Annotated in this window: 21 protein-coding genes; 12 read left to right on the top strand and 9 right to left on the bottom strand. The window is 62.2% G+C overall.

Annotated features, from left to right (window positions below; genetic code table 11):
• Positions 1-6 precede the first annotated feature (6 nt).
• The 3 genes from QFZ91_RS28985 to QFZ91_RS28975 all read right to left on the bottom strand — a co-directional run bounded on the left by QFZ91_RS28985 (position 7) and on the right by QFZ91_RS28975 (position 2,158).
• A complete protein-coding gene (locus QFZ91_RS28985; RefSeq protein ID WP_429569238.1) occupies positions 7-918 on the bottom strand; it encodes a LysR family transcriptional regulator in 912 nt (303 codons plus the stop codon).
• Between the two features lie 68 nt (positions 919-986).
• Positions 987-1,535: a LysR substrate-binding domain-containing protein gene (locus QFZ91_RS28980; protein WP_429569237.1), complete on the bottom strand. Its 549-nt coding sequence runs from the start codon at positions 1,533-1,535 to the stop codon at positions 987-989.
• Positions 1,532-2,158 (bottom strand): DJ-1/PfpI family protein, encoded by a 627-nt coding sequence (locus QFZ91_RS28975; protein ID WP_429569236.1) that lies wholly within the window; start codon positions 2,156-2,158, stop codon positions 1,532-1,534. The genes QFZ91_RS28980 and QFZ91_RS28975 overlap by 4 nt, the downstream gene beginning before the upstream one ends.
• 82 nt (positions 2,159-2,240) lie before the next feature.
• Here QFZ91_RS28975 and QFZ91_RS28970 point away from each other — a divergent pair, with 82 nt between their 5' ends.
• The gene (locus QFZ91_RS28970; protein WP_429569235.1) at positions 2,241-3,572 is read left to right on the top strand and encodes a PLP-dependent aminotransferase family protein; all 1,332 of its coding nucleotides are present in this window, start codon (positions 2,241-2,243) and stop codon (positions 3,570-3,572) included.
• Positions 3,573-3,598: 26 nt separating this feature from the next.
• Here QFZ91_RS28970 and QFZ91_RS28965 read toward each other — a convergent pair whose 3' ends face one another.
• Complete coding sequence (locus QFZ91_RS28965) at positions 3,599-4,546, bottom strand: GlxA family transcriptional regulator (protein ID WP_176385507.1); 948 nt, start codon at positions 4,544-4,546, stop codon at positions 3,599-3,601.
• A 208-nt stretch (positions 4,547-4,754) separates the two neighbouring features.
• On the opposite strand from QFZ91_RS28965, the gene QFZ91_RS28960 reads away from it, so the two are divergent.
• The 8 genes from QFZ91_RS28960 to QFZ91_RS28925 all read left to right on the top strand — a co-directional run bounded on the left by QFZ91_RS28960 (position 4,755) and on the right by QFZ91_RS28925 (position 12,494).
• Positions 4,755-6,038, top strand: a complete 1,284-nt coding sequence (locus QFZ91_RS28960; protein ID WP_176385509.1) for an epoxide hydrolase family protein — start codon at positions 4,755-4,757, stop codon at positions 6,036-6,038.
• Positions 6,039-6,078: 40 nt separating this feature from the next.
• Positions 6,079-7,122, top strand: coding sequence for an alpha/beta fold hydrolase (locus QFZ91_RS28955; protein ID WP_429569234.1), 1,044 nt, complete (start codon positions 6,079-6,081; stop codon positions 7,120-7,122).
• Positions 7,123-7,362: 240 nt separating this feature from the next.
• Positions 7,363-7,815: a MaoC family dehydratase gene (locus QFZ91_RS28950; protein WP_176123973.1), complete on the top strand. Its 453-nt coding sequence runs from the start codon at positions 7,363-7,365 to the stop codon at positions 7,813-7,815.
• 35 nt (positions 7,816-7,850) lie between these two features.
• The gene (locus QFZ91_RS28945) at positions 7,851-8,561 is read left to right on the top strand and encodes a flavin reductase family protein (RefSeq protein ID WP_176385513.1); all 711 of its coding nucleotides are present in this window, start codon (positions 7,851-7,853) and stop codon (positions 8,559-8,561) included.
• A gap of 33 nt (positions 8,562-8,594) precedes the next feature.
• Positions 8,595-9,776, top strand: coding sequence for an alpha/beta fold hydrolase (locus tag QFZ91_RS28940; protein ID WP_429569233.1), 1,182 nt, complete (start codon positions 8,595-8,597; stop codon positions 9,774-9,776).
• 34 nt (positions 9,777-9,810) lie between these two features.
• The gene (locus QFZ91_RS28935; RefSeq protein ID WP_429569232.1) at positions 9,811-10,704 is read left to right on the top strand and encodes an alpha/beta hydrolase; all 894 of its coding nucleotides are present in this window, start codon (positions 9,811-9,813) and stop codon (positions 10,702-10,704) included.
• Between the two features lie 29 nt (positions 10,705-10,733).
• Positions 10,734-11,522 carry an enoyl-CoA hydratase/isomerase family protein gene (locus tag QFZ91_RS28930; RefSeq protein WP_429569231.1) on the top strand — a complete coding sequence of 263 codons (789 nt, stop codon included), beginning with the start codon at positions 10,734-10,736 and terminating at the stop codon, positions 11,520-11,522.
• Positions 11,523-11,582: 60 nt separating this feature from the next.
• A complete protein-coding gene (locus QFZ91_RS28925) occupies positions 11,583-12,494 on the top strand; it encodes a LysR family transcriptional regulator (protein WP_429569230.1) in 912 nt (303 codons plus the stop codon).
• A gap of 412 nt (positions 12,495-12,906) precedes the next feature.
• Here QFZ91_RS28925 and QFZ91_RS28920 read toward each other — a convergent pair whose 3' ends face one another.
• From QFZ91_RS28920 to QFZ91_RS28905, 4 genes are all read right to left on the bottom strand, one after another.
• The gene (locus QFZ91_RS28920) at positions 12,907-13,881 is read right to left on the bottom strand and encodes an alpha/beta fold hydrolase (RefSeq protein ID WP_429569229.1); all 975 of its coding nucleotides are present in this window, start codon (positions 13,879-13,881) and stop codon (positions 12,907-12,909) included.
• Positions 13,882-13,996: 115 nt separating this feature from the next.
• Complete coding sequence (locus tag QFZ91_RS28915) at positions 13,997-14,335, bottom strand: muconolactone Delta-isomerase family protein (RefSeq protein WP_429569228.1); 339 nt, start codon at positions 14,333-14,335, stop codon at positions 13,997-13,999.
• A 156-nt stretch (positions 14,336-14,491) separates the two neighbouring features.
• Positions 14,492-14,968, bottom strand: a complete 477-nt coding sequence (locus QFZ91_RS28910) for a hypothetical protein (RefSeq protein WP_429565897.1) — start codon at positions 14,966-14,968, stop codon at positions 14,492-14,494.
• Between the two features lie 13 nt (positions 14,969-14,981).
• Positions 14,982-15,518, bottom strand: coding sequence for a Tautomerase enzyme (locus QFZ91_RS28905; protein ID WP_429569227.1), 537 nt, complete (start codon positions 15,516-15,518; stop codon positions 14,982-14,984).
• A gap of 106 nt (positions 15,519-15,624) precedes the next feature.
• Here QFZ91_RS28905 and QFZ91_RS28900 point away from each other — a divergent pair, with 106 nt between their 5' ends.
• Both QFZ91_RS28900 and QFZ91_RS28895 read left to right on the top strand, forming a co-directional pair.
• Positions 15,625-16,659, top strand: a complete 1,035-nt coding sequence (locus QFZ91_RS28900; RefSeq protein ID WP_429569226.1) for a GlxA family transcriptional regulator — start codon at positions 15,625-15,627, stop codon at positions 16,657-16,659.
• A gap of 272 nt (positions 16,660-16,931) precedes the next feature.
• Positions 16,932-18,284, top strand: coding sequence for an alpha/beta fold hydrolase (locus QFZ91_RS28895; protein ID WP_429569225.1), 1,353 nt, complete (start codon positions 16,932-16,934; stop codon positions 18,282-18,284).
• 350 nt (positions 18,285-18,634) lie between these two features.
• Here QFZ91_RS28895 and QFZ91_RS28890 read toward each other — a convergent pair whose 3' ends face one another.
• Entirely contained in the window at positions 18,635-19,108 is a 474-nt protein-coding gene (locus tag QFZ91_RS28890; protein ID WP_429569224.1) for a DUF6130 family protein, read from the bottom strand.
• Positions 19,109-19,804: 696 nt separating this feature from the next.
• On the opposite strand from QFZ91_RS28890, the gene QFZ91_RS28885 reads away from it, so the two are divergent.
• Entirely contained in the window at positions 19,805-20,941 is a 1,137-nt protein-coding gene (locus QFZ91_RS28885; RefSeq protein ID WP_429569223.1) for a diguanylate cyclase domain-containing protein, read from the top strand.
• Positions 20,942-21,006 lie beyond the last annotated feature (65 nt).

Genomic DNA, 21,006 nt, shown 5'->3' with positions numbered 1-21,006 from the left:
CCCGCTTCAATCCCAGGCTTTCGCGAGCGCCACGACTTCAGCGCGCAGATAGTCGATCAGCGCCTGTGTTGCCGCCGACGGATAGCGATTGGGCAGCGTCACGATATAGAGCGTGTTTTGCGGCCCCGCGACGCGGTATTGCGGCAGGATGCGCAGGAGGCCGCTGCTCGCGGGCGCGAACTCGATGTACGCCGGCAGCAGCCCGACACCAAGGCCTTGCGCCACCGCTTCGGTGAGAAACGGATAGTCCGATGATTGCAGCGCGGGCTGGATCGTGATGTCGTGCCAATCGGCTTCGTTCTGCCGGTGCGTAAGCGTCATCGTCACGCGCCGGTCCGGATGCGGCGACGCGACGAACGTCTGCCGTTGAAGATCAGCGGGAGATTCGATCGGACCATGCGCCTGCACATACTCCGCCGAAGCGTACAGATGCCAGTCGATCGGGCAGATATTGCGCGCCACGCAATCGAGCGGTGGCGTGCGCGTGATTCTCAACGCGACATCGACTTCGGCGGCAATCAGGTCTTCGACACGATTGTTGAACGTGACATCGAGTTTGATGCTCTCGTGCGCGCGCGCAAACTCCAGCAGCTTCGAGCCGATGAACATACGGCCAAAGCCCGTCGGCACGCTGATGCGCACGCGGCCGCTCAAGGTTTGACCGAGGCTGTCGATCGACGCGCGCGCCGCATGCAGGTCTTCCAGCATGCGCTTGCCGCTGTCGTACAGCATGTGCCCGGCTTGCGTGAGCTCGAAGCTGCGCGTCGAGCGGCGCAGCAATTGCGCGCCCGTCTCGCGTTCCAGCAGCTTGAGCCGCTGGCTGATGTTCGCGCGCGTCATGCCGAGCTTGCGCGCGGCGCCGCTCAAACTGCGAGATTCGACGATCTCGACGAACAGGCCGATGAGGTTCAGGTCCATGGTGCGTGAGCCCGTGGGTTGTGTTTTGATGCGGGAATCGATTCATCATGCAACGCGGCGCCTGTGCGCTAGCGATCGGTCAACTGGGCGACTAGCGCCCTGGTGGCCGCCGTCAATGTTTCGCCGCGCTTGGTGCCGACACAGATCTGCCGATCGGCCCAGGGCTCGTCGAGCGGCACCGTGGCCACTTTATCGAAATCCTCCCTGGACAACATGCTTTCCGGCTGAATGGTCACGCCGAGTTCCGCCTTGATCAGGGCACGCGCGGCTTCCATCGTGTTGACACAATATTTCATGCGCAACTCGCCGCCGAGCGCCGTCGCCGCACTTCGCAACTGTTTCATCATCGACGTGGCTGGCGATATGCCGACCAGGTCTTCATCGAGCAGATCGCGCGTCGTCACGCTCGCTCTCTCGCCAAGCGGGTGTCCGCGCGGCACGACGGCAACCAGACGGTCGCTTCGATACGCGAGGATGTCGAGCTTCGCGCTGTCGACATCGTCGGTGGCATAGAAAACCGCCAGGTCGGCGTTGCCGGATACGACGGCATTCACCACGTTGACGTTTGCATCCTCGTGAAACTCGATGTCGACGAGCGTTGGGGTCGCGAATCTCACGCTTGGCGCTGCCGGTCAGCGGCATCGGACAGAAAAGGCGCGATGTTCGTCATCGCGCGCTCGACGTAGACCTCCTTCTCACCCACGGGCGCCACATAGTGAATCGCATTGCGAGCAGCCTCGACGCTCACGAGGCGCGCGATCACCCATGCCGCGAGATATTGCGACGACAGGCATCCTCCCGCGGTGGCGACGTTCCGGTTCGCCACGAACGGACGATCGAGCACCGCGACACCGGCCTCCTCGACCCGCGGTTTCGTGGTCGAGTCCGTGCATGCCGGAACGCCGTCGAGCAGCCCGAGCTTCGCGAGTATCAGCGTGCCAGAGCATTGCGCGCCCAACAGTTGGCGTCCCGGGTCCAACTCGAGCCGTGACATCAGCGCCGCATCCGCCACCACGTCGCGCGTTCGGACGCCGCTGCCCACCAGCACCGCCTGTGCGTCTTTGGCCTCTTCCAGCGACGCCTGCGCCTGAAGAACGACACCGTTCATCGATCGCACATGCGATGTGGGGCTCGCTATCGAGACACGCCAGCCGGGCGCTTTGACCCGGTTCAGAATATTCAGCGCAATCAGCGAGTCGAGTTCGTTGAAGCCGTCGAAGGTCAGGATGGCGATATGCATGGCTTGCTCGCTGAGTAGGGGTGTACTTCCATCGTAGGACCGGATATCAATACAATCAAATTATTGTCATGGATACATTGCCATGCCCGAGCTGCGCTACAAACATCTCGTCGATCGTTTCGCGGCCGATATCCGCGCGGGCCGTTTGCCGCCCGGAACGCGACTGCCGACGCACCGCGAACTCGCTGCGCGCGAAGCCCTCGCGCTGGTGACGGCCACGCGCGTCTACGCCGAGCTTCAGTCGATGGGCCTCGTGAGCGGCGAAACGCGGCGCGGTACGTTCGTGAAAGAGCCACTGCCGCGTGGCGAAGGTATCGACTTGCACGCGTGGGACGCCGACACGGTCGATCTGAGCTTCAACTACCCGTCGAGTGCCGATCAGGTAGCTTCGTTCAGGGCGGCGCTGCGCGAGCTTGCGGGCGCCGGCAATCTGGCGGCGCTGCTGCGCTACCAGCCCCACGGCGGCCGCGAGCACGAACGCGCGAGCGTCGCGCGTCATCTGGCCAAGGCGGGCCTGAGCGCGACGCCCGATACCATCCTGCTCGTGAGTGGTGCGCAGCACGGACTGTCGACGACCGCGTTGGCGTTGCTCGAACCCGGCGACGTGGTGGCCGTGGACGCGCTGACCTACCCGGGATTCAAGCTTGCCGCCGAGATCAACCGGCTGGAGCTCGTCGCGATCCCGGCCGCGGGAAACGGTCCGGACCTCGATGCCTTGGCGGCACTTTGCAAGAGGCGGCGGGTACGGGCCGTCTACACGATGCCGACGCTGCACAACCCGCTCGGCTGGGTGATGAGCGCGACGCGCCGTCGTGAACTGGTCGCAATTGCGCGGCGGCATGGACTGCTGGTCATCGAGGATGCCGCGTACGCATTCCTCGTAGAAAACGCGCCACCGCCGCTGGCATCGCTCGCGCCGGAGTTGACCGTCTACGTCTCCAGCCTTTCCAAGAGCGTCGCGACCGGGCTTCGCGTCGGCTTCATGCATGCGCCGGCAAGCTCGATTCCGAAGCTCGAACGAACCATCCGGGCAACCACGTGGAACACGCCGGCGACCCTGACCGCCATCGCATGCGGCTGGATCGAAGACGGCACGGTCGACATGCTCGCGGCCGACAAACGCCGCGACGCCGCGATGCGCCAGGCGATCGCGGCGCGTTTGCTAGCCGGGGTGAAACGGATCGGCCATCCGGTGTCGTACTTTCTGTGGCTTCCGCTTGCTCAGGAAGTGCGCGCGGACGCAATCGCGATGGCTTTGAGGCGCGAGAAGATTGCCGTTTCGACAGCGCACCCGTTCGCCGCGTCGGCGCATGTGCCGCACGCGATCCGGCTCGCGCTCGGCTCGGTCGGCCTAACGACACTCGAGCAATCGCTGCGGACGGTGGCGCGCGTCATTGCCGACCAGACCTACTGATCGTAGACGGTGCGACGCTGTGCGCCTCACCCTAGCGCGGCCGAGCGCGCGTTGCGACGTATCGCCTGTGGCGGTTGGCCGAACGCCCGAGTGAACGCATCGCGCATGCGGCGCGGGTCGGCGAATCCCGTCTGTTGCGCGATCTGTTCGACCGTATGGCGGCTTCGTTCCAGCATGAGGCGCGCCGCTTCGAGACGCAGTCTCTCCACGGCCTTGGCGGGCGATTGCCCCGTCTCCGCCCGGAACGCGCGGCTGAACTGACGCGGGCTGAGACGCGCCACTTCAGCCAGTTGCTCCACCAGCAGCGGTTGCGCGAGATTCTTCCGCGCGTAGGTCAGCGCGGACTGAATGCGGTCGGACTTCGCATCAAGCTCCAGCAACGCTGAATGCTGGGACTGACCACCGGCGCGCCGATGAGAGACGACGAGCGTTTGCGCGACCGATCTCGCAACGTCCACGCCCAGGTCGGCCTCAACTAACGCCAGCCCGAGATCGATCCCCGCTGTCATGCCCGCCGACGTCCAGACCGAACCGTCGACCGCGAAAATCCGGTCTTCCTCCACGCGAATGCGCGGAAAACGCGTGCGCAGCGCGGACGCATAGACCCAGTGCGTGGTGGCGCGCTTGCCGTCGAGCAGACCCGCTTCCGCCAGCACGAAGGCACCCGTGCAAATCGCGGCGACCCGCCGGGCCGTCAGCGCGCTGTGGCGCGCATAGGCGAGCAGCCCCGGGGACGGCCGCGCCGCGCCGGGATCGCCGCCCGTGAACAGGACCGTGTCGAACGCTCGCTCTCCGAAGGGTTCGGTCATCACCGTGGGGCCACCGATCGGTCTGACTGGCTCGCCACGTTCCGACAGCGTGACGATTTCGTAGAACGATTCACCGAATTTCTGATTGGCAAACGAAAACACCGGCTGCGCGGCGAGCGACATGGCGTGAAACCCATCGAACACAACGAACGCGACTGACGGCACGGCGGTTCCTTCGAATGGTGTCCTGAAACCGTAGTTTCTACGTCCTTTGCGATATCGGCGGCCGCTCATATAAATGCGCTATGGATGCACGGATTTGATTGAACGCAAATAAGCGGTACTCAACGATCCTTTCGCACCAGCGGTCGACCGACTCTTTCAGTTCCCATTCTAGTCACCGTTTCCCTATCGCAGGTCAGGAGAACTCCTCATGAAAGGCCTCAAATCCGTACTTGTCACCGCGCTGATCGCGGTCCCCGCCATCGCCAATACGCCGGCTACCGCGCTTGCGGCCGAGACGCCCGCGACGTCGACTGCGTCGGCGGACGACACGGCCATCCGCCCGTTCACCGCGCACTTTTCCGACGCGCAACTAGCCGACCTGAAGAAACGCATCGCGCAGACACGCTGGCCGCAACCGGAGACGGTGACGGACCGGTCGCAGGGCGCGCAGCTCGCGAAGCTGCAGGCGCTCGTGCAGTATTGGGGCACCGATTACGACTGGCGCAACGCCGAAGCGAAGCTGAACGCGCTGCCGCAGTACGTCACGACGATCGATGGCGTCGATATTCACTTCATCTGGGTGCGCTCGAAAAATCCCGGTGCGTTACCGCTGATCATGACGCATGGCTGGCCCGGCTCCGTGTTCGAGGAGCTGAAGGTGATCGGACCGTTGACTGACCCGGTAGCGTACGGAGGACGTGCGGAAGATTCGTTCGATCTGGTTCTGCCATCGATGCCCGGATACGGATTTTCGGGTAAGCCGTCGACGGCGGACTGGACGCCAGATCACATCGCGCGAGCATGGGAAGAACTGATGCGGCGCCTCGGCTATCAGCACTACGTCGCACAGGGCGGCGACTGGGGCTCGGTGATCGCCGACAAGATGGCCGCGCAACAGCCGCCGGGCCTGCTCGGCATTCACGTCAACATGCCGGCGACCGTGCCGCCCGGGATCGCAAAGCGGCTGAAGGCAGGCGATCCGCCGCCGCGTGGACTGTCGGACAAGGAGAAAGCCGCCTATCAGTCGCTGAACAATCTGTACACGCGCGGCGGCGGCTATGCGGCGATGATGGTCACACGTCCACAGACGATCGGCTATGCGCTCGCGGACTCCCCGGTCGGACAGGCCGCATGGATGTACGACAAATTCGCGGACTGGACTTACAGCGGCGGCGATCCGGAACGGTCGTTGAGCAAAGACGAGATGCTCGACGACATCACGCTGTACTGGCTGACCAATACCTCCACGTCGGCGGCGCAGCTTTACTGGACCAACAACGCGAACAACTTCAATAGTGTGAACATCTCGATCCCAGCCGCCGTGACCGTGTTTCCCGGCGAGATTTATCAGGCGCCCCGCAGCTGGACCGAGCGCAGCTATCACAACCTCATCTACTTCAACGAAGTGAACAAGGGCGGCCACTTCGCGGCATGGGAACAGCCGCAACTTTTCTCCGAAGAAATTCGCGCTGCCTTCAGGTCGCTGCGCTGATCGCTGCGTCGCACCGCGTAACGTTCGAAGGAGCTTCGTGATGTCGGATGAAATCAACAGGCGTCGTCGACGCCTTCTCGGGAGCGCCGCCATCGGCGTCGGCGCGCTCAACCTCGGATTGAACGGCTGGGCAAATGCCCCGTCGCTTGCAGGAGATAAAAACAGTAGCGGTGCGCCGCGACCCACATCGTTCGCGACGATCAAGCAGATCGACGCCGGCGTGCTGAACATTGGCTACGCCGAAGTGGGACCCGCCGATGGTCCCGTGGTGATCCTGCTTCATGGCTGGCCATACGACATCCACAGCTTTGCCGACACTTCGCTGCGCATCGCATCGGCGGGCTATCGGGTGATCGTTCCACATTTGCGCGGTTACGGCACGACGCGCTTTCTTTCACCCGCGACGATTCGCAATGGTCAGCAATCGGTACTCGCCGTCGACGTCATCGCGCTGATGGATGCGCTAAAGATCCGGCGAGCGATTCTCGGGGGTTTCGACTGGGGAGCGCGCACGGCAAATATCGTCGCCGCACTGTGGCCGCAACGGTGCCAGGCGTTGGTGTCGGTGAGCGGGTATCTGATCGGCAGCCAGAGGGTCGGGAGCAAGCCATTGCCGCCGAAGGCGGAGCTTTCGTGGTGGTATCAGTTCTATTTCGCCACCGAGCGCGGCAGGCAGGGCTATGAAGCGAACCGCAATGACTTTGCGAAGCTGATCTGGCAACTCGCGTCGCCGAAATGGTCCTTCGACGATGCGACGTTCGCGCGCTCGGCGGCCGCGTTCGAGAATCCGGACCATGTTGCTGTCGTGATCGACAATTACCGTTGGCGTTTGGGTTTGTCGAGTGGCGAGCGTCAATACGACGCGCTGGAGAAGCGCCTCGCAGCGGCAGCTGTCATTAGCGTGCCGACGATCGCGCTGGAAGGCGATGCGAACGGCGCCGCTCATCCGGAGCCCGCGTCGTATGCGGGGAAATTCGTCGGCAGATACGCGCAACGTACTATCGGGGGCGGCATTGGTCACAACTTGCCCCAGGAGGCACCGCAGGCGTTTGCGGACGCGATAGTCGAAGTGGCTCGCTACTAGCTTCGAAACGTGCATGTTCACGCACCTCGGGATGCAGCGCGCGAACATGCACTCGAGCGGCTAACCTCGCGGCCACCCGGGCCGCCCGCAACACGTTCGATTATTGATCCGCCTGAAATAATCCATTCAGCGGCACCCTCTTACTCCTCGCCGAGCCCTTCCCTACAGTAGCTGCACGACACACGGGATACCAACGCTACCAGCCGGTCTCCCGCATCCCTGGCTCAAGAGGAGACGCTCATGAATCGGCAGGCGCTTTATTTCGACGACCTCAAGGTCGGCGACACCTCCATCACCGGCACGTACGAAGTCAGCGCGGCCGCTATCAAGCGGTTCGCCGCGGAGTTCGATCCGCAGCCATTCCATCTCGACGAGGAAGCCGCCCGCGGCACCATGTTCGGCGGACTCGCAGCGAGTGGCTGGCATACCGCGGCGATCACGATGCGTCTGCTCGTCAGCGAGGGCCCGAAGCTGATCAACGGCGTACTCGGAGCCGGCTGCGAAGTCGAATGGAAGACGCCGACGCGCCCCGGCGACATCCTGCACGTGGAAAGCGAAGTGGTGGAACTGATCCCTTCGCGCTCACGCACCGATCGCGGAACCGTCGCGCTGCGATCGAAAACGATCAATCAGCACGGCCAGATCGTGCAGGACATGACCGCAAAACTGATCGTCGCACGCCGGCCTGCGTAACGCCGATTGCCCGTCACTTCGCAAGGACCTCCATCATGATCGTCGATCCCTCCACCCAGGACGCCGCCGCGAACTACAAGCTGTTGATCGGCTCGATTCTGCCGCGCGCCATTGCGTGGGTCAGCACGCTTTCGAAAGACGGCGTCGCGAACCTCGCGCCAATATCGTTCTTCACCGCGGTCGGCCGCAAGCCGCCGATGATCTCGATCTCGATGCAACCGCGCTCGGACGGCATCACGCTGAAGGACACATTCGTCAACATTCGCGACACTGGCGAGTTCGTCGTCAACATCGTCAATCTCGAACTCGCGGATGCGATGCACCGCAGCGCTTTCGAATTCCCGTCCGACGTCGACGAGTTCGAAGCAGTTGGCCTGGAAAAGGCGGCATCGCTGATGGTCCGGCCGCCGCGCGTGAAGGCCGCGCCCATCGCGCTCGAATGCAAGGTCGATCGGATCATCCCGATCGGCGACCAGCACGACCACGTTGTGTTCGGCGAAGTGCTGCGCTTTCAGATCCGCGACGACCTTTACCTCGATCGCGGCCGCATCGACACCGCCGCACTGCAAGCCGTCGGTCGCCTTGCCGCCGAATACACGGTCGTGCAAAGCGCGTTCACGACGCCGCTCGACCCGCAGGTGCTCGCGCGGCTCCAGGACCGCCGCATCGGCCGGCTCGATGACTTCGCGGACGGTTACTCGCCGATCGACGCGGCGAACTGGTCCGCATCCGGCGCGACACGCTGATTTTCAATTCCACCAGCCTGACAGGGAACATCCATGAATCCCACTCATCCGAGCCGGCCCTTGCTCGTGTTTATCCACGGATTCCTCGACGGCGCCGCAGTCTGGGACGACCTCGCGCGGCATCTCGGCGAGCGCGCATCCGGCGCACTGTGCGTCGATTTGCCGGGAATGGGGGCGCGCGCCGCCGACCCCGGCCCATACAGTCTCGATCGTTTCGCCGCGGACATCACGACGCAGATCCGCGCGCTGTCGCGGCCGGTGGTGCTGATCGGTCATAGCATGGGAGCGCAGATCGCCGAGCTCGTCGCGGTACGGCTAAACGAGCAGGTTCGAGGCCTCGTGCTTCTGACGCCGGTGCCGTTGCGCGGCACCCGTCTGCCGGCCGAAGCGATGCGCGGGTTTCATGCGCTTGGCGGCGATCCGGCGGCGCAACGCGAGTTACGTCGCCACGTGTCGGTGAATCTGGACGACGCTCGACTCGAGCGGCTTGGGCAACTGGGCGACCGTGTCGATGCAAACGCAGCAGGCACTTTCGCCGACCTCTGGAACGAGGGCCATCCCATGGGTGCGAACCCTTCGCGATACCTCGGCCCGGTGCTGATCATTCGTGGCGATGGAGACACCTTCGCCACGGCCGAATTGGTCTCGGTCGGCGTAACGCCACGATTCAGGGCCCCGCACGTCGCATCGATCGAGCGCGCCGGCCACTGGCCGCACGTCGAGCAACCCGCCGCGATCGCGCATGCCGTCGGATCTTTTCTCGCGAACATCGAGCGCAACGTCGCGGTGCTGAACGCTCCGGACGTGCCGGTGTCACCGCAAGGATGGACCCGCGCGTTCGGGCAGAAATCCGCCGATGCGTTCGCCGAGACGTTTTCGCCCGATGTGATGCTCGAAGCGAGCGTGCTCGCGAAGCCAGCCGTCGGCATCGATCAGGTCAAGACCGTCATGACCACCGCGAGCCGGATCTATGAGGCGCTCACTTTCACGCACGAAGCACACAGCGGGCTGCGCGATTACCTCGAATGGGAAGTGCAGGCCTTCGGCGGCGAACAGATGCGTGGCATTACCGTCCTGACGAAGAATCCGCAAGGCAAGATCGTGCACGTGGCGATCCATCATCGTCCGCTCGGCGGTGCGCTCAGATTCTCGGCCGAACTCGGCCATCGTTTGCAAGGCGTGGTCGACGCGAGTCTCTTTTATCGCAGCGCGTAATCCGCGCGCAGAGTCACATTCCCCGGAGATTGAAATGGTGAAACGTACCGACGTTGAATTCGAAGTGGACGGCGGCGTCAAGCTGCGCGGCTGGCTGTTCGTTCCCGCTGGCGACGGACGCCGCCCCGCGATCACGATGGCACATGGCTACGCGGGTGTGAAGGAACACGGACTCGAACCGTTCGCGCGGGCTTTCGCGGAAGCCGGTTTCGTCGTGCTGCTGCACGATCATCGCGGCTTCGGCGCGAGCGAAGGCACGCCCCGTCACGACATCGATCCGTGGCGTCAGATCGCGGACTGGCGGCGCGCGATCAGCTTCCTCGAAACTCTTGACGTCGTCGATCCGAAGCGGATCGGCCTGTGGGGCACGAGCTACGCGGGCGGTCACGCGATCTTGCTCGGCGCGACCGAGCGTCGCCTGCGCTGCGTCGTCGCGCAAGTACCGACGATCAGCGGCTACGAACAGGGGCTGCGCCGCATTGCGCCGGAGAATGTCGCTGCCCTCGAAGAAGCGTTTGCCGATGACGATCGCGCGCAACTGCGCGGCGAGCCGCCGCGGCGTCAGGCGGTCGTCAGTAGCGATCCCGCGGTTGCCGCGTCGTATCGAGCGAAAGACGCGCTCGAATTCTATTTGCAGCCGCTGCCGGATGGGGCCTGGGAAAACAACGTCACGGCTCGCTCGACGCGTGCCGCACGAATGTACGAGCCGGGCCAATGGATCGCGCGCGTTTCGCCAACCCCGCTGTTGATGGTGGTCGCGACGCGCGACGCGATCACGTTGACCGACCTCGAACTCGCAGCCTACGAACGCGCGCTGCAGCCCAAGCGGCTCGTGACGATCGAAGGAGGACACTTCGACCCGTATCTGTCGCAGTTCCGCCTTTCCAGCGAAGCCGCTGTCGAGTGGTTCAAACAACACCTCGCCTAACGTCCATCCTCACGACAAAGGATCTCTCCATGGCTCACATGACTGTCAATTTCGACGAAGGCCTCGCGACGATCGTCATCGATCGCCCTCCTCAAAATCGCATCGACGACCAGATGATCGACGAGCTGGCCGCAGCAGTCACCACGATCGAGCGCAGCGACGCGCGCGCTCTGCTCGTGCGCAGCGAAGGCGAAAACTTCTCGTTCGGCGGCGACATCATGACGTGGCCCGATGCGAACGCGCGCGAGCTGCGTGCGCGCTTCGACCACTACATGTCCGTGTTTAACCGCTTCGAGCGTCTTCCGGTGCCGGTCGTCGCCGCTGTGCAAGGACTGTGCTTCGGCGGCGGCTTCGAACTCGCGCTGCGCGCGGACGTGATCCTCGCGGCCGAATCCGCGACGTTCGGCCATCCCGAACAGACACTCGGCATCGTCACCGTGCTCGGCGGCATCTATCGGGTCGCGGAGCGCGCGGGGCGATCGCGTGCATCCGAGTGGGCGCTGACATCGGAGAAAGTCCCGGCCGCGACGATGGAACGCTTTGGCATCGTCAATCGCGTCGTTGCCGACGCCAATCTGCTGAAGGCTGCAGCCGATTTCGCGCGCAAGCTCGCACACGGCCCCACGCGCGCCTATGCCGCGCACAAGGCGCTGCTGCGCGCGTGGGCGGTGGGCGGCGTCGCGGCCGCTGACGAAGCGATGTTCGACATCGCGATGCCCTTGTTCGAATCCGACGACGCACAGCGCGGCATCCGTTCCGCCGTCGAGGCGCTGAAGGCCGGACGTCCGAGGCCGGTCATGGACTTCACCGGTCAATAGCAGCGGGGCACGCGATTTGCGGTCTAATGGCGTCTTCCCCATATAACGGAGACGCCGATCATGGACCGCATCGCAGCGATGAACGCCTTCGTCCGTGTGGTGGAAGCCGGCACGTTCACGAAGGCAGCGGAAACACTCGACATGCCGAATGCGTCGCTGACGCGGCTCATCCAGAAGCTGGAAGAAGAACTGAAGGTCCGTCTGCTGCACCGGACGACGCGCTCGGTCACGGTCACCCCGGAAGGCGCGATCTACTACGAGCGCGTCGTGCGCCTGCTTGCGGAACTCGCGGATATCGAATCGTCGACCACGCATGCGCGGATGAAACCGTCGGGCCGACTGCGTGTCGAGGCCGCGACTGCAATCGGCGCGCTCGTGGTGATCCCGGCTCTCGACGACTTTTACCGCACCTATCCCGAGATCGGAATCGAACTCGAAGTGGGCAATGAACGCGCCGATCTGATCGCCGAAGGCTTCGACTGTGCAATCCGCGCCGGCACGGTCGACGAGCAGTTCATGGTCGCCCGGCAGATCGGCAGTTTCGGTTTCACTACATGCGCGACGCCCGCGCTGCTCGACGCGCACGGCGCTCCGACATCACCGGACGAGTTACGCGATCTGCCGACGATCGGCATGATTCCGTCCAGCGCAGGCTACCCGCCGTCGTTCCCATTTTTGTATGACGACCGGAAAGAGGGACTCGACTTGAGTCATCGGCTCGTCGTCAACGATACGAATGCCTATCTCGCGGCTGGGCTCGCCAGTCTCGGCGTCATCCAGGCGCCGACCTACTCGGTGCGCGACGCGATCGTCGCAGGCAGACTCGTGCCGCTCCTCGTGGATTGGCGGCAACCAATTATCCCCGTGCATGTGATCTACGCACCCAACCGTTATCTGAGCGCGAAAGTGCGCGTCTTCATCGACTGGCTCGTGGAACTATTCGAACGGGACGAACATTTGCGCCGTCGGTGAGGTGACAGGGATGCGCGGGCGCGAAATCGGCGAGGCTTCACCCTTCACGCTCGCTCGGGCGTGGTGATCACGCCAACGCAGGGCCAAAGCGCAAGCCGTTTCTAGCAGCAACAAACCCGGTGTCAGGCTCATCCACTGCGCGCGCAATGCGCTCGTCCATGCCTTCGCTGAGGGATTCAAGGCCTGGCATATGCCGCTTTCGGTGGCTTCAATCTTTCGTTGTCTATGAAGAGGCTCAAGCGCGGGCAGCGCGCTTTCCGATCGAGCGTGAAAAAGCCCGGACGTCAGCGGGCATGTCGGACACTTCGCGGAACGCGGTCTGGATCATCTTTTCGGATTCCGCGACCGAAAGCACGGCAAACGAGGCCATCGCGGTATCAGAAACCGCGTGTGCATCACCCGCGCATTCGCGCTAGTCACTGACAGGATTGCCGCCCGCGCTGAACGCAGCCCGAACTTCGTTCACCGTCTGTTCAGGCGCTTGCAGATGCGGAAAATGGCCGAGTCCAGGGAGGACCAAAAGCTTCAGACCGCTACGGTCGGCGTACTCGACGCCCATTTCCTTCCTGATATAGATATCCTGCTCACCCCACACCACCTTCACGGGGATCTTCAGGGTTGCCATATTGGCTTCGAAGTAGTCCTGGTCGCGGGTGAAGTGAGAGTAGTAATGAAAGAAGGCATCTGCCGAAGTGACATCACCGCCCCAGCCTTTCGCCATATCGTCCCTGAACTCCTGAGGCAACGCGTAGCGCTCCTCTGCCGACATGCCGCGGAAGAATGTGTTTGCCAGGATTTCGTCACGGTTCCTGTTCATCGCGGCACGCACGACGTCGGACGAAGGCTTTGACTTCAAGCCCTGCAGGCTTTCGTACATGTACTGTGGGCGGTTGAACGGGGCAAAGTCGCCAACGATGATCTCCCTTGCGATATCCGGTTGCTCCAATGCCGCCAGCAGCGCAGGCAGGGCCCCGATATCGGTCGCATAAATCACGAGCTTCGAACTGTCGATGCCGGACGTGCGGATATAGTCAGCCAGCACACGCGCATAATCCTTCGGCGCGTACCCGAAGCGATCAGCGGCTGGACGCGAAGACTGCCCGTAGCCAGGCCAGTCAAAAGCATGCACCTCGTAGTCGCTCGACAGGGATTCGGCGATCGGCTTCCACGCATACATCGTCTCCGGGAAACCGTGCAGGAACAGTACCGTACCCCTGGATTGCGCGGGCCGATAGATCATATGACGCAGCTTGATGTCAGGATCGATCTGCAACTCGCCGACTTCAACTTTCGGCGCCGACGAGGATGATGCCGGCACTATCTGGCATGCGGAATCGCCCACAGCTACTATGGGGAAGACCGTCGCCTTCGTTACTAGTTTGAACATGATCGTCACTCTCGTTTAGTGCGAAATTGCGTCAGCTGAATGCGCTTCGTTGCTTCGGAATTCCTTGGGACGCCCCAAAGCGGCGGCGCAGCAGCCCGGTACGCTCCAGCGCTTTCTACTGGGGCGAAGGCGGATTCAAAAGCTTGCCCAACGGCTTCAGTGGACCCATTGGGAGCATCGAGAATGTCATCAAATGCGCTTTCCCCAATGGAAGTGCCTCGAGCATTTCATGTGCTTGACTCACGTCGGTAACGTTCAAAATGAACGCCACCCCAGCCCGGTCCTGCAGTGAATACCACTGATCAATCTTGCCCTCGAGGTAGAGTTGCGCCGTCTCGCGGGCTTCGGACGGAAGAATGTCTTGGACATGCTGCATGTCCGTGCCCGGCGGAAAAGTACCAATCGCCAATATCTTCGTGGTCGGCGTGGCTGGCATCGGAGTGGTGTGGGCCATGGAAACTCCAGCAGAAGCGATCAGCACAGTGCCTGTGTCAAGTTAAGAAGAAGCCGTTTCATCGCACGGCCTCGAACACCGTCGGTGAGTGCGGTTTCAGCCGTTCGATCACACCGGTCGTGCGATAGCGTTCGCGTACGCCATCAGGAGCATCTGTCATCGAGAAGTCGCTCCGGTGCAACCGTCCTCGCGTGAGGCCGGGCCCGATACCGTATTGAGTGCCGCTGCTTCCGGTCCGCTCAGGTAGCGATCACGGAAGCGCTCATCGACGCGCTCCCACATCAGTTTCGAAAACAGCAGCACCGCGTTGAGCGGGCGATGACTGATGACCACGGACTCCGTCTCGCCGTGCTCGTTCATGTGCGCGACGACCACCGTCTCGATCGGCATGCCCTGGATCTGCGAGCGATAGGACTCCATATACAAACCATCGCCAATCGCGCCCTTGTAGCTGTGCTGTTGGAATTCGTAGAGCGAGACCGCGTGTTTGATGACGGAGAGAATATCGGCCCGTCCTTCGATCGGACGCTTCAGCACGGAGGCCTCGAGCGTCGCGTTTTCAGTGAGGTTCGTCAGCCAGAGAGGCGGACCGCCTGCGGGCGCCATTACGGGGGCTGTGTCGTTGAATTTCATGCCGGAACTCCCGTTACGATTTGCGCGCGATGCCTGCGCTGGTGGCCTCGAGCGCTGCTTCGAGCGTGATGCGCGCTTTTTCGAGGCGGCGTCGCGCAAGCCGTGCAACGCCTGCGCCGCGCTCCGACTCGCCCGCCAGCAGCGCATGAATATCGGGCAGCATCCAGATCGCGCCGCCCGTACCCCAAGCGCCATCGGGTATCTCGGTTGGGAAGACCCAGACGCGCGGCGCGACGTCATCGAACGGCCTGTTCTCCGCGCGTGCCACCGCTTCCGTGACCTGTCTGACGAGCCAGCGACGCGATTCGTCGGTGTATTGCCCCTCGGGTACGGACGGGATGATCCGGTAGCGGATCGTGTTCGTGCGTTCACCGCCGACGTAGATCGCAGCAGGCCGATGAAGATGGAACACAGTGACACGCGGTGCGATCTGACTGGCGGGATCGTACCCTTCGGCCCTGATCAGGATGTCGGTCAGTTCCCTGACGAGGCGCGCTTCGGCTTCGGACGTCAAGGCATCCTCGGGCCACAGTGCATCGATCATTGGCATGGCGCTGCTCCTGCGTTCAGTTCATGGAATGTGGCCATGATCGGAGTTTACCGGTTCGCCCCAAAGTGGCAGCATCGCCATTATTCGTGGAATTTCGGACACGCGTATGGCTATCGTCCGCATCTGGGTCTATGACGGAATCCTCGCGTCCGGCGTCGCGGGGCCTGTTGACGTCTTCAGCGCCGCTAATCAGTTCCATGCGCGCAGGACTGCAGCTGGCACGACGTCCGCACCCATGTTCGTATGGCGCGTGGAATCGCTCGACGGTCATCCCGTCAGGTCTGCGTCGGGTCAGACCATTCACGTCGACGGCAAGATCGACCCGCGCAAACGGGCGGACGCCGTTTTGCTGACGGCACCGTTTTTCACGAACATTGACGAGTTCATCGGGCGCCGCGAGCAGTTGAACGAACTGTCTTCCGCGCTGCGGCGCCAACGCAAGGCAGGCGCTGTCCTGGCGGCTTATTGCACGGCGAATTACCTGCTCGCCGAGGCCGGCCTGCTGGATGGCCGCGCCGCAACGACGCACTGGGCGAGAGCGTCGGACTTTGCGCGCCGCTATCCGCGCGTCGAAGTTCGCGCAAACGAACTGCTGATCGCGCAAGACGGCATCATCTCGGGAGGCTCCGTGACCTCGTATCTGAATCTCGCGGTGCGGCTCGTCGAAACATTCGCCGGCGAAGAACTCGCTACGATGACCGCGAAGGCGCTGTTGATCGACATGAACCGGACGTCGCAGGCTTCCTTCGCAACGCTTCTCGACGAACATGGGCATACCGACACGCTCGTCGCGCGCGCCCAGCAGCAGATGGAGGCTACACTGCAGCAGGGATTCCGGTTGAGCGATCTGGCGGCATCGCTTGCTGTCAGCGAACGCACGCTCAATCGCCGTTTCAAGGAAGCCGTCGGGCTGGCACCGTTGACGTATTTGCAAAACCTGCGCATCGAGGTCGCGAAACGCCTGCTGGAAACGCGCCCAATTGGACTCGAGGCCGTAAGCCAACGTGTCGGTTATGGCGATATCAGCACATTTCGACAATTGTTCAAGCGCAAGACCGGATTGTCTCCGAGTGAATATCGAATGAGGTCTTCGCGTGGCGTGAAGAACATCGAAGCCGAGCCGGACAGCAAAAGCGACTGAGACGTCACGACGTTACGCCATCCCAGTGGTCACTCCCTTCCCTCTCTCGCCCCCCATCTCCGTTTTGTACCCGAGAGTATCTGCAAACAGACTGGATACGCGCGCTTACACACATCCAGCTCCCGGGACACAAACGGGATACGTTCATCCGGTCAAATACGCGATCGCGAACCGGGCGCCGGGACGCAAACCCACGGGCACGCATGACTTCGTGAAGCTGTACGTCGCAGACTTCACTCGTAACACGCTGATCAAGGCAGGAGATCGATTCCATGTCAAAAGACACCCCACAATCCGCATCGCGTCGACACTTCGTCGGTGTGGCCGCCGCGGCGCTCGCCGCAGGCTCGCTGAGCCGCCTCGCATTCGCAGATACGAACCCGGAAGTCGGCAAAATCGTGGAACCCGCGAACGGCGACAGGTCCGCAATTCGTCCGCTCCACGTTCATGTTCCCGACTCGCAGCTCGTCGACATGCGGCGTCGCATCACGGCCACGCGCTGGCCGGATCGCGAGACGGTGTCCGACGAATCGCAGGGTATTCAGCTCGCCACCATTCAGGGGCTCGCGCAATACTGGGCGACCGGCTATGACTGGCGCAAATGCGAGGCGCGGCTGAATTCGTATCCGCAGTTTGTCACCGAGATCGATGGACTCGATATCCATTTCATCCATGTGCGATCGAAGCACGACAACGCGATGCCATTGATCGTGACGCACGGCTGGCCCGGCTCGGTGATCGAACAGTTCAAGATCATCGATCCGCTCGTCAATCCGACTGCGTATGGCGCGCCGGCTTCGGACGCCTTTCATCTCGTGATTCCATCATTGCCCGGTTATGGTTTTTCAGCGAGACCAACCACAACGGGCTGGGGTCCGGAGCGCACCGCCCGCGCGTGGGTCACGTTGATGAAGCGGCTCGGATATCAGCGTTTTGCATCCCAGGGCGGCGATCTCGGCGGCATTGTGACGAACATCATGGCTAAACAGGCGCCGCCCGAACTGATGGGGATTCACGTGAACTTTCCTGCTTCCGTTCCCGCAGAGGTTCTGAAGTCGCTGGCCGCGGGCGACGCGATGCCTGCCGGCTTATCGGACGAGGAGCAGCACGCGTATGAACAGTTGAGCGCCAACTTCAAGAAGAAGCGCGGCTACGCATTCGAAATGGGCACACGCCCACAGACGCTGTACGGACTCGCCGACTCGCCGGTCGCGCTGGCATCGTGGCTGCTCGATCATGGCGATGGTTACGGCCAGCCCGCTGCGGCGTTGAGCGCTGCGGTGCTCGGTCATCCCGTCAACGGTCATTCCGCAGGCGCGCTAACCCGTGACGACGTGCTCGACGACATCACACTCTATTGGCTCACCAATACGGGGGTTTCGGCGGCTCGCTTCTATTGGGAATCGCACGCGAACTTCTTCCTCGCGGCAGACGTCAATGTGCCCGCCGCTGTGAGCGCGTTTCCGGGAGAGAACTACCAGGCGCCGAAGAGTTGGACCGAAAAGGCATATCACAACCGGATTTACTTCAACAAGCCCGAAACGGGCGGGCACTTTGCGGCGTGGGAAGAACCGACGATTTTCGCGAACGAAGTGCGCACGGGGTTAAGGTCCTTGCGCGCGTAAATGCGAAGCGCTCCGGCACGCAAGTGTCGGAGCGCTCGCGCTGTCGGGCAGATCGAACGCAGCAGTGATCAATCTCGGCCAGATCAGCTCGCGCGGCGGCGATGTGTTCCTGATTGCGCGAAACTTTCGCGCGGATGGCCGCTGGACAGCGTCATGGTCCAGCGAGTGCAAAGCGGCCACAAACGGCCGCCCGCATACGTTGACGGTTCGACATTCGGGCGCGCGCTCTGCCTTGTGACCGGCCGTCCCATGTCAAAGAAGAACACTCAGTCATCGGGTAGAACGCTCATAATTCACGATGCGTTGGACGTCATTCGCGAGGAACCAGCGAAGAGGGTCTTGACAGCCCTTCAGTGCGAATGAGGCATGCCCTCGGGGACCGTGAACGTCACCGTCTGCCGGCACTCCGTGCAATCAGCGAATACGTGATGTTGAGCGTCGACCAACTCCACGAGCATCTTGTGTTGGCCGGGTGGCAGACCCGCGACGCTGATTGTATTGACATCATTCGCTTCTACCCAACCCCAAGGTAAATCGTCGATGTGTACGTGCAGATGCCCGATTCGTGGAGACACGGTAAGCGCGGCTGCCCCGAACACTGGAACGATATGCACGTTCTCCACCCGATATTGGATCCAGACGATCCCGTGGGCCAGCCCTGCCGGAAGCGGCGTAGGATCCACGATCAGTTTGGGCTGGGGCTCGTTTTTGATGGCGACGTACGGTGAAGCGATCCCGACCTCCCCGGTGCTCTGGGCGAAGGCGTTCGTTGCGAGCACGGCACCAGCCGTAACTGCGGCAAGCGTTTTGATCAGCATGTTCATTTGCGTTCTCACTAGTGGATCCCCAAGTAGAGAAAGTTCGAATAACTTAGCTTGGAATCGCTGGGCTGTGTCATGGCAGTTGGACAGATGTGACTTCCGAAGCTCTGGGACAGCGATGGCGTATTTGAGCGGATGAGCGTATCCCGCTGATGTCAGAAAGTCGGCTGTGTGTAAGCGGGCGTATCCGTGATCGGAGTAGATACGGTGGGATACAAAAGGATGCGGTGCGGAACGGACGCCCGCGCTGAGAATCAGTCGGGGCTCAACGTGACGCCCGGTTGCCGGTCAGCGAAAAGACCATGAGCGAACGTCGGTTGAGCCTCTGACAACGGTCCCTTCCGAGAGGGTCACTCTAACGGCGGCCCAGAGGTCGTGCACAGCCGCTCGACGTCAACTGAAGCTGCCGCTCGCCCGGACCGGCCGATACCGTCGTCAGCTGAGGACCCCATACCGGCCGCTGATACTTTGAGGGACCAACGACCGCTTTGGCCGAGTCGAAAGCGTAGGCTGTCCGGCAGCTTTCCGGACGGAAGCGGTCTTTGGGATGTTGTCCTGCAGCAGCGACGCGGGCGTACATCTTTTCTTGTCAGCACACTCCTACGGCCACAAATATTTCGTATGTAGAACATTCACGGCGATTGCATAAATTATCTTAAGATAGAGTCCAACGGCGGGTCTCAGTCGTGGAGACCCCAAGTGAACAAATACGAAGTTTTGCCGAGACGGCAGTTATTGGACTCTCGCGGGGTGGTTGTGATGGCCGAGGCGGATCTTCATTCTTGGCGCGAGCAAGCGATGTTGCGTGTGTTTCCGACGAACCCCGAGAAGGAACAAGCGATATTGCGCATGGTTTTTGGAACTGTGGTTCTGCTCGCGTACCTCGCTTTCACCTTGATTCGTCATTGGACAGTCGCCTACTCAACGATGGTGACGGTCGCGATTTACGTGGTGTTCGGTATCGTGACGTACGCCGCCACGAAGGTCGGACCAGCGCGCTCACACCTCAGATTAACTCTCACCACGGTTGTCGACCAGGCAACGGTGACGACAGCTCTGGCAATTGGCGGCAGGGCCGCGCTTCCGCTACTCTGGGTGGTTTTTTGGTTACTGGTGGGTGCCGGCTGCCGTTACGGCCGACGAATGCTGGCGCTGTCATGTGCGGTGGCGCTCGCTGGATTCGTAAGCCTGATGTATTGGCAACCGTGGTGGCGGACAAACATCGAGGCCGGACTGGGTTTGACGTTTAGCGTTGCAGCAATATCCCTCTACCTGGCGGTGCTGGTGTATCGACTCGAAAAGCGGGCTGCGACTGACCCCCTGACGGGGCTAAGCAATCGCCTCCGGCTTGAGCAGGTGATTGGGCGAACGCTGACCGGTCGACGTACCGAAGTTGGTCAGACTGCCTTGTTCCTGATAGACCTGGACGGTTTCAAAGAAGTGAACGACGCATACGGACATGCGGTAGGTGACGAACTGCTGCGGAGTTTTGCCATGGCCCTGGTAAGCCGGATGCGCCGCGGTGACACGCTCGCACGATTGGGCGGAGATGAATTCGTAGTCCTTGCACACCACGTATACGACCAGGAAGGCGCGCTCAGAATTGCCGATAGTATTCACGTCCTCCTGAGCAACGTGCGAACCGCTGGCGGACATCCGACTGCCGTTTCGGCCAGCATTGGAGTGTGCATGCTGCTGACGGAAGGCACCGGAGGCAGCTCTCTCGACGCCCAAACATTGATGCGTGCCGCGGATAGCGCAATGTACCGGGCGAAAACGCGGGGTAAGGGGCATACAGAGTTTGCCGACGCAACCGACATGCAGCCGCTATACTGAACGACCGCTTCGGGCATTTCCCAAGGGCCGATGACGTCCGAAAATGTGAGTTCGGTGACGCTAAC

The organism is Paraburkholderia sp. JPY419, assembly GCF_050435705.1.
Taxonomy (GTDB): domain Bacteria; phylum Pseudomonadota; class Gammaproteobacteria; order Burkholderiales; family Burkholderiaceae; genus Paraburkholderia; species Paraburkholderia youngii.
The sequence above is the reverse complement of the archived record's forward strand: the minus strand, read 5'-3'. Positions and strand labels throughout refer to the sequence as shown.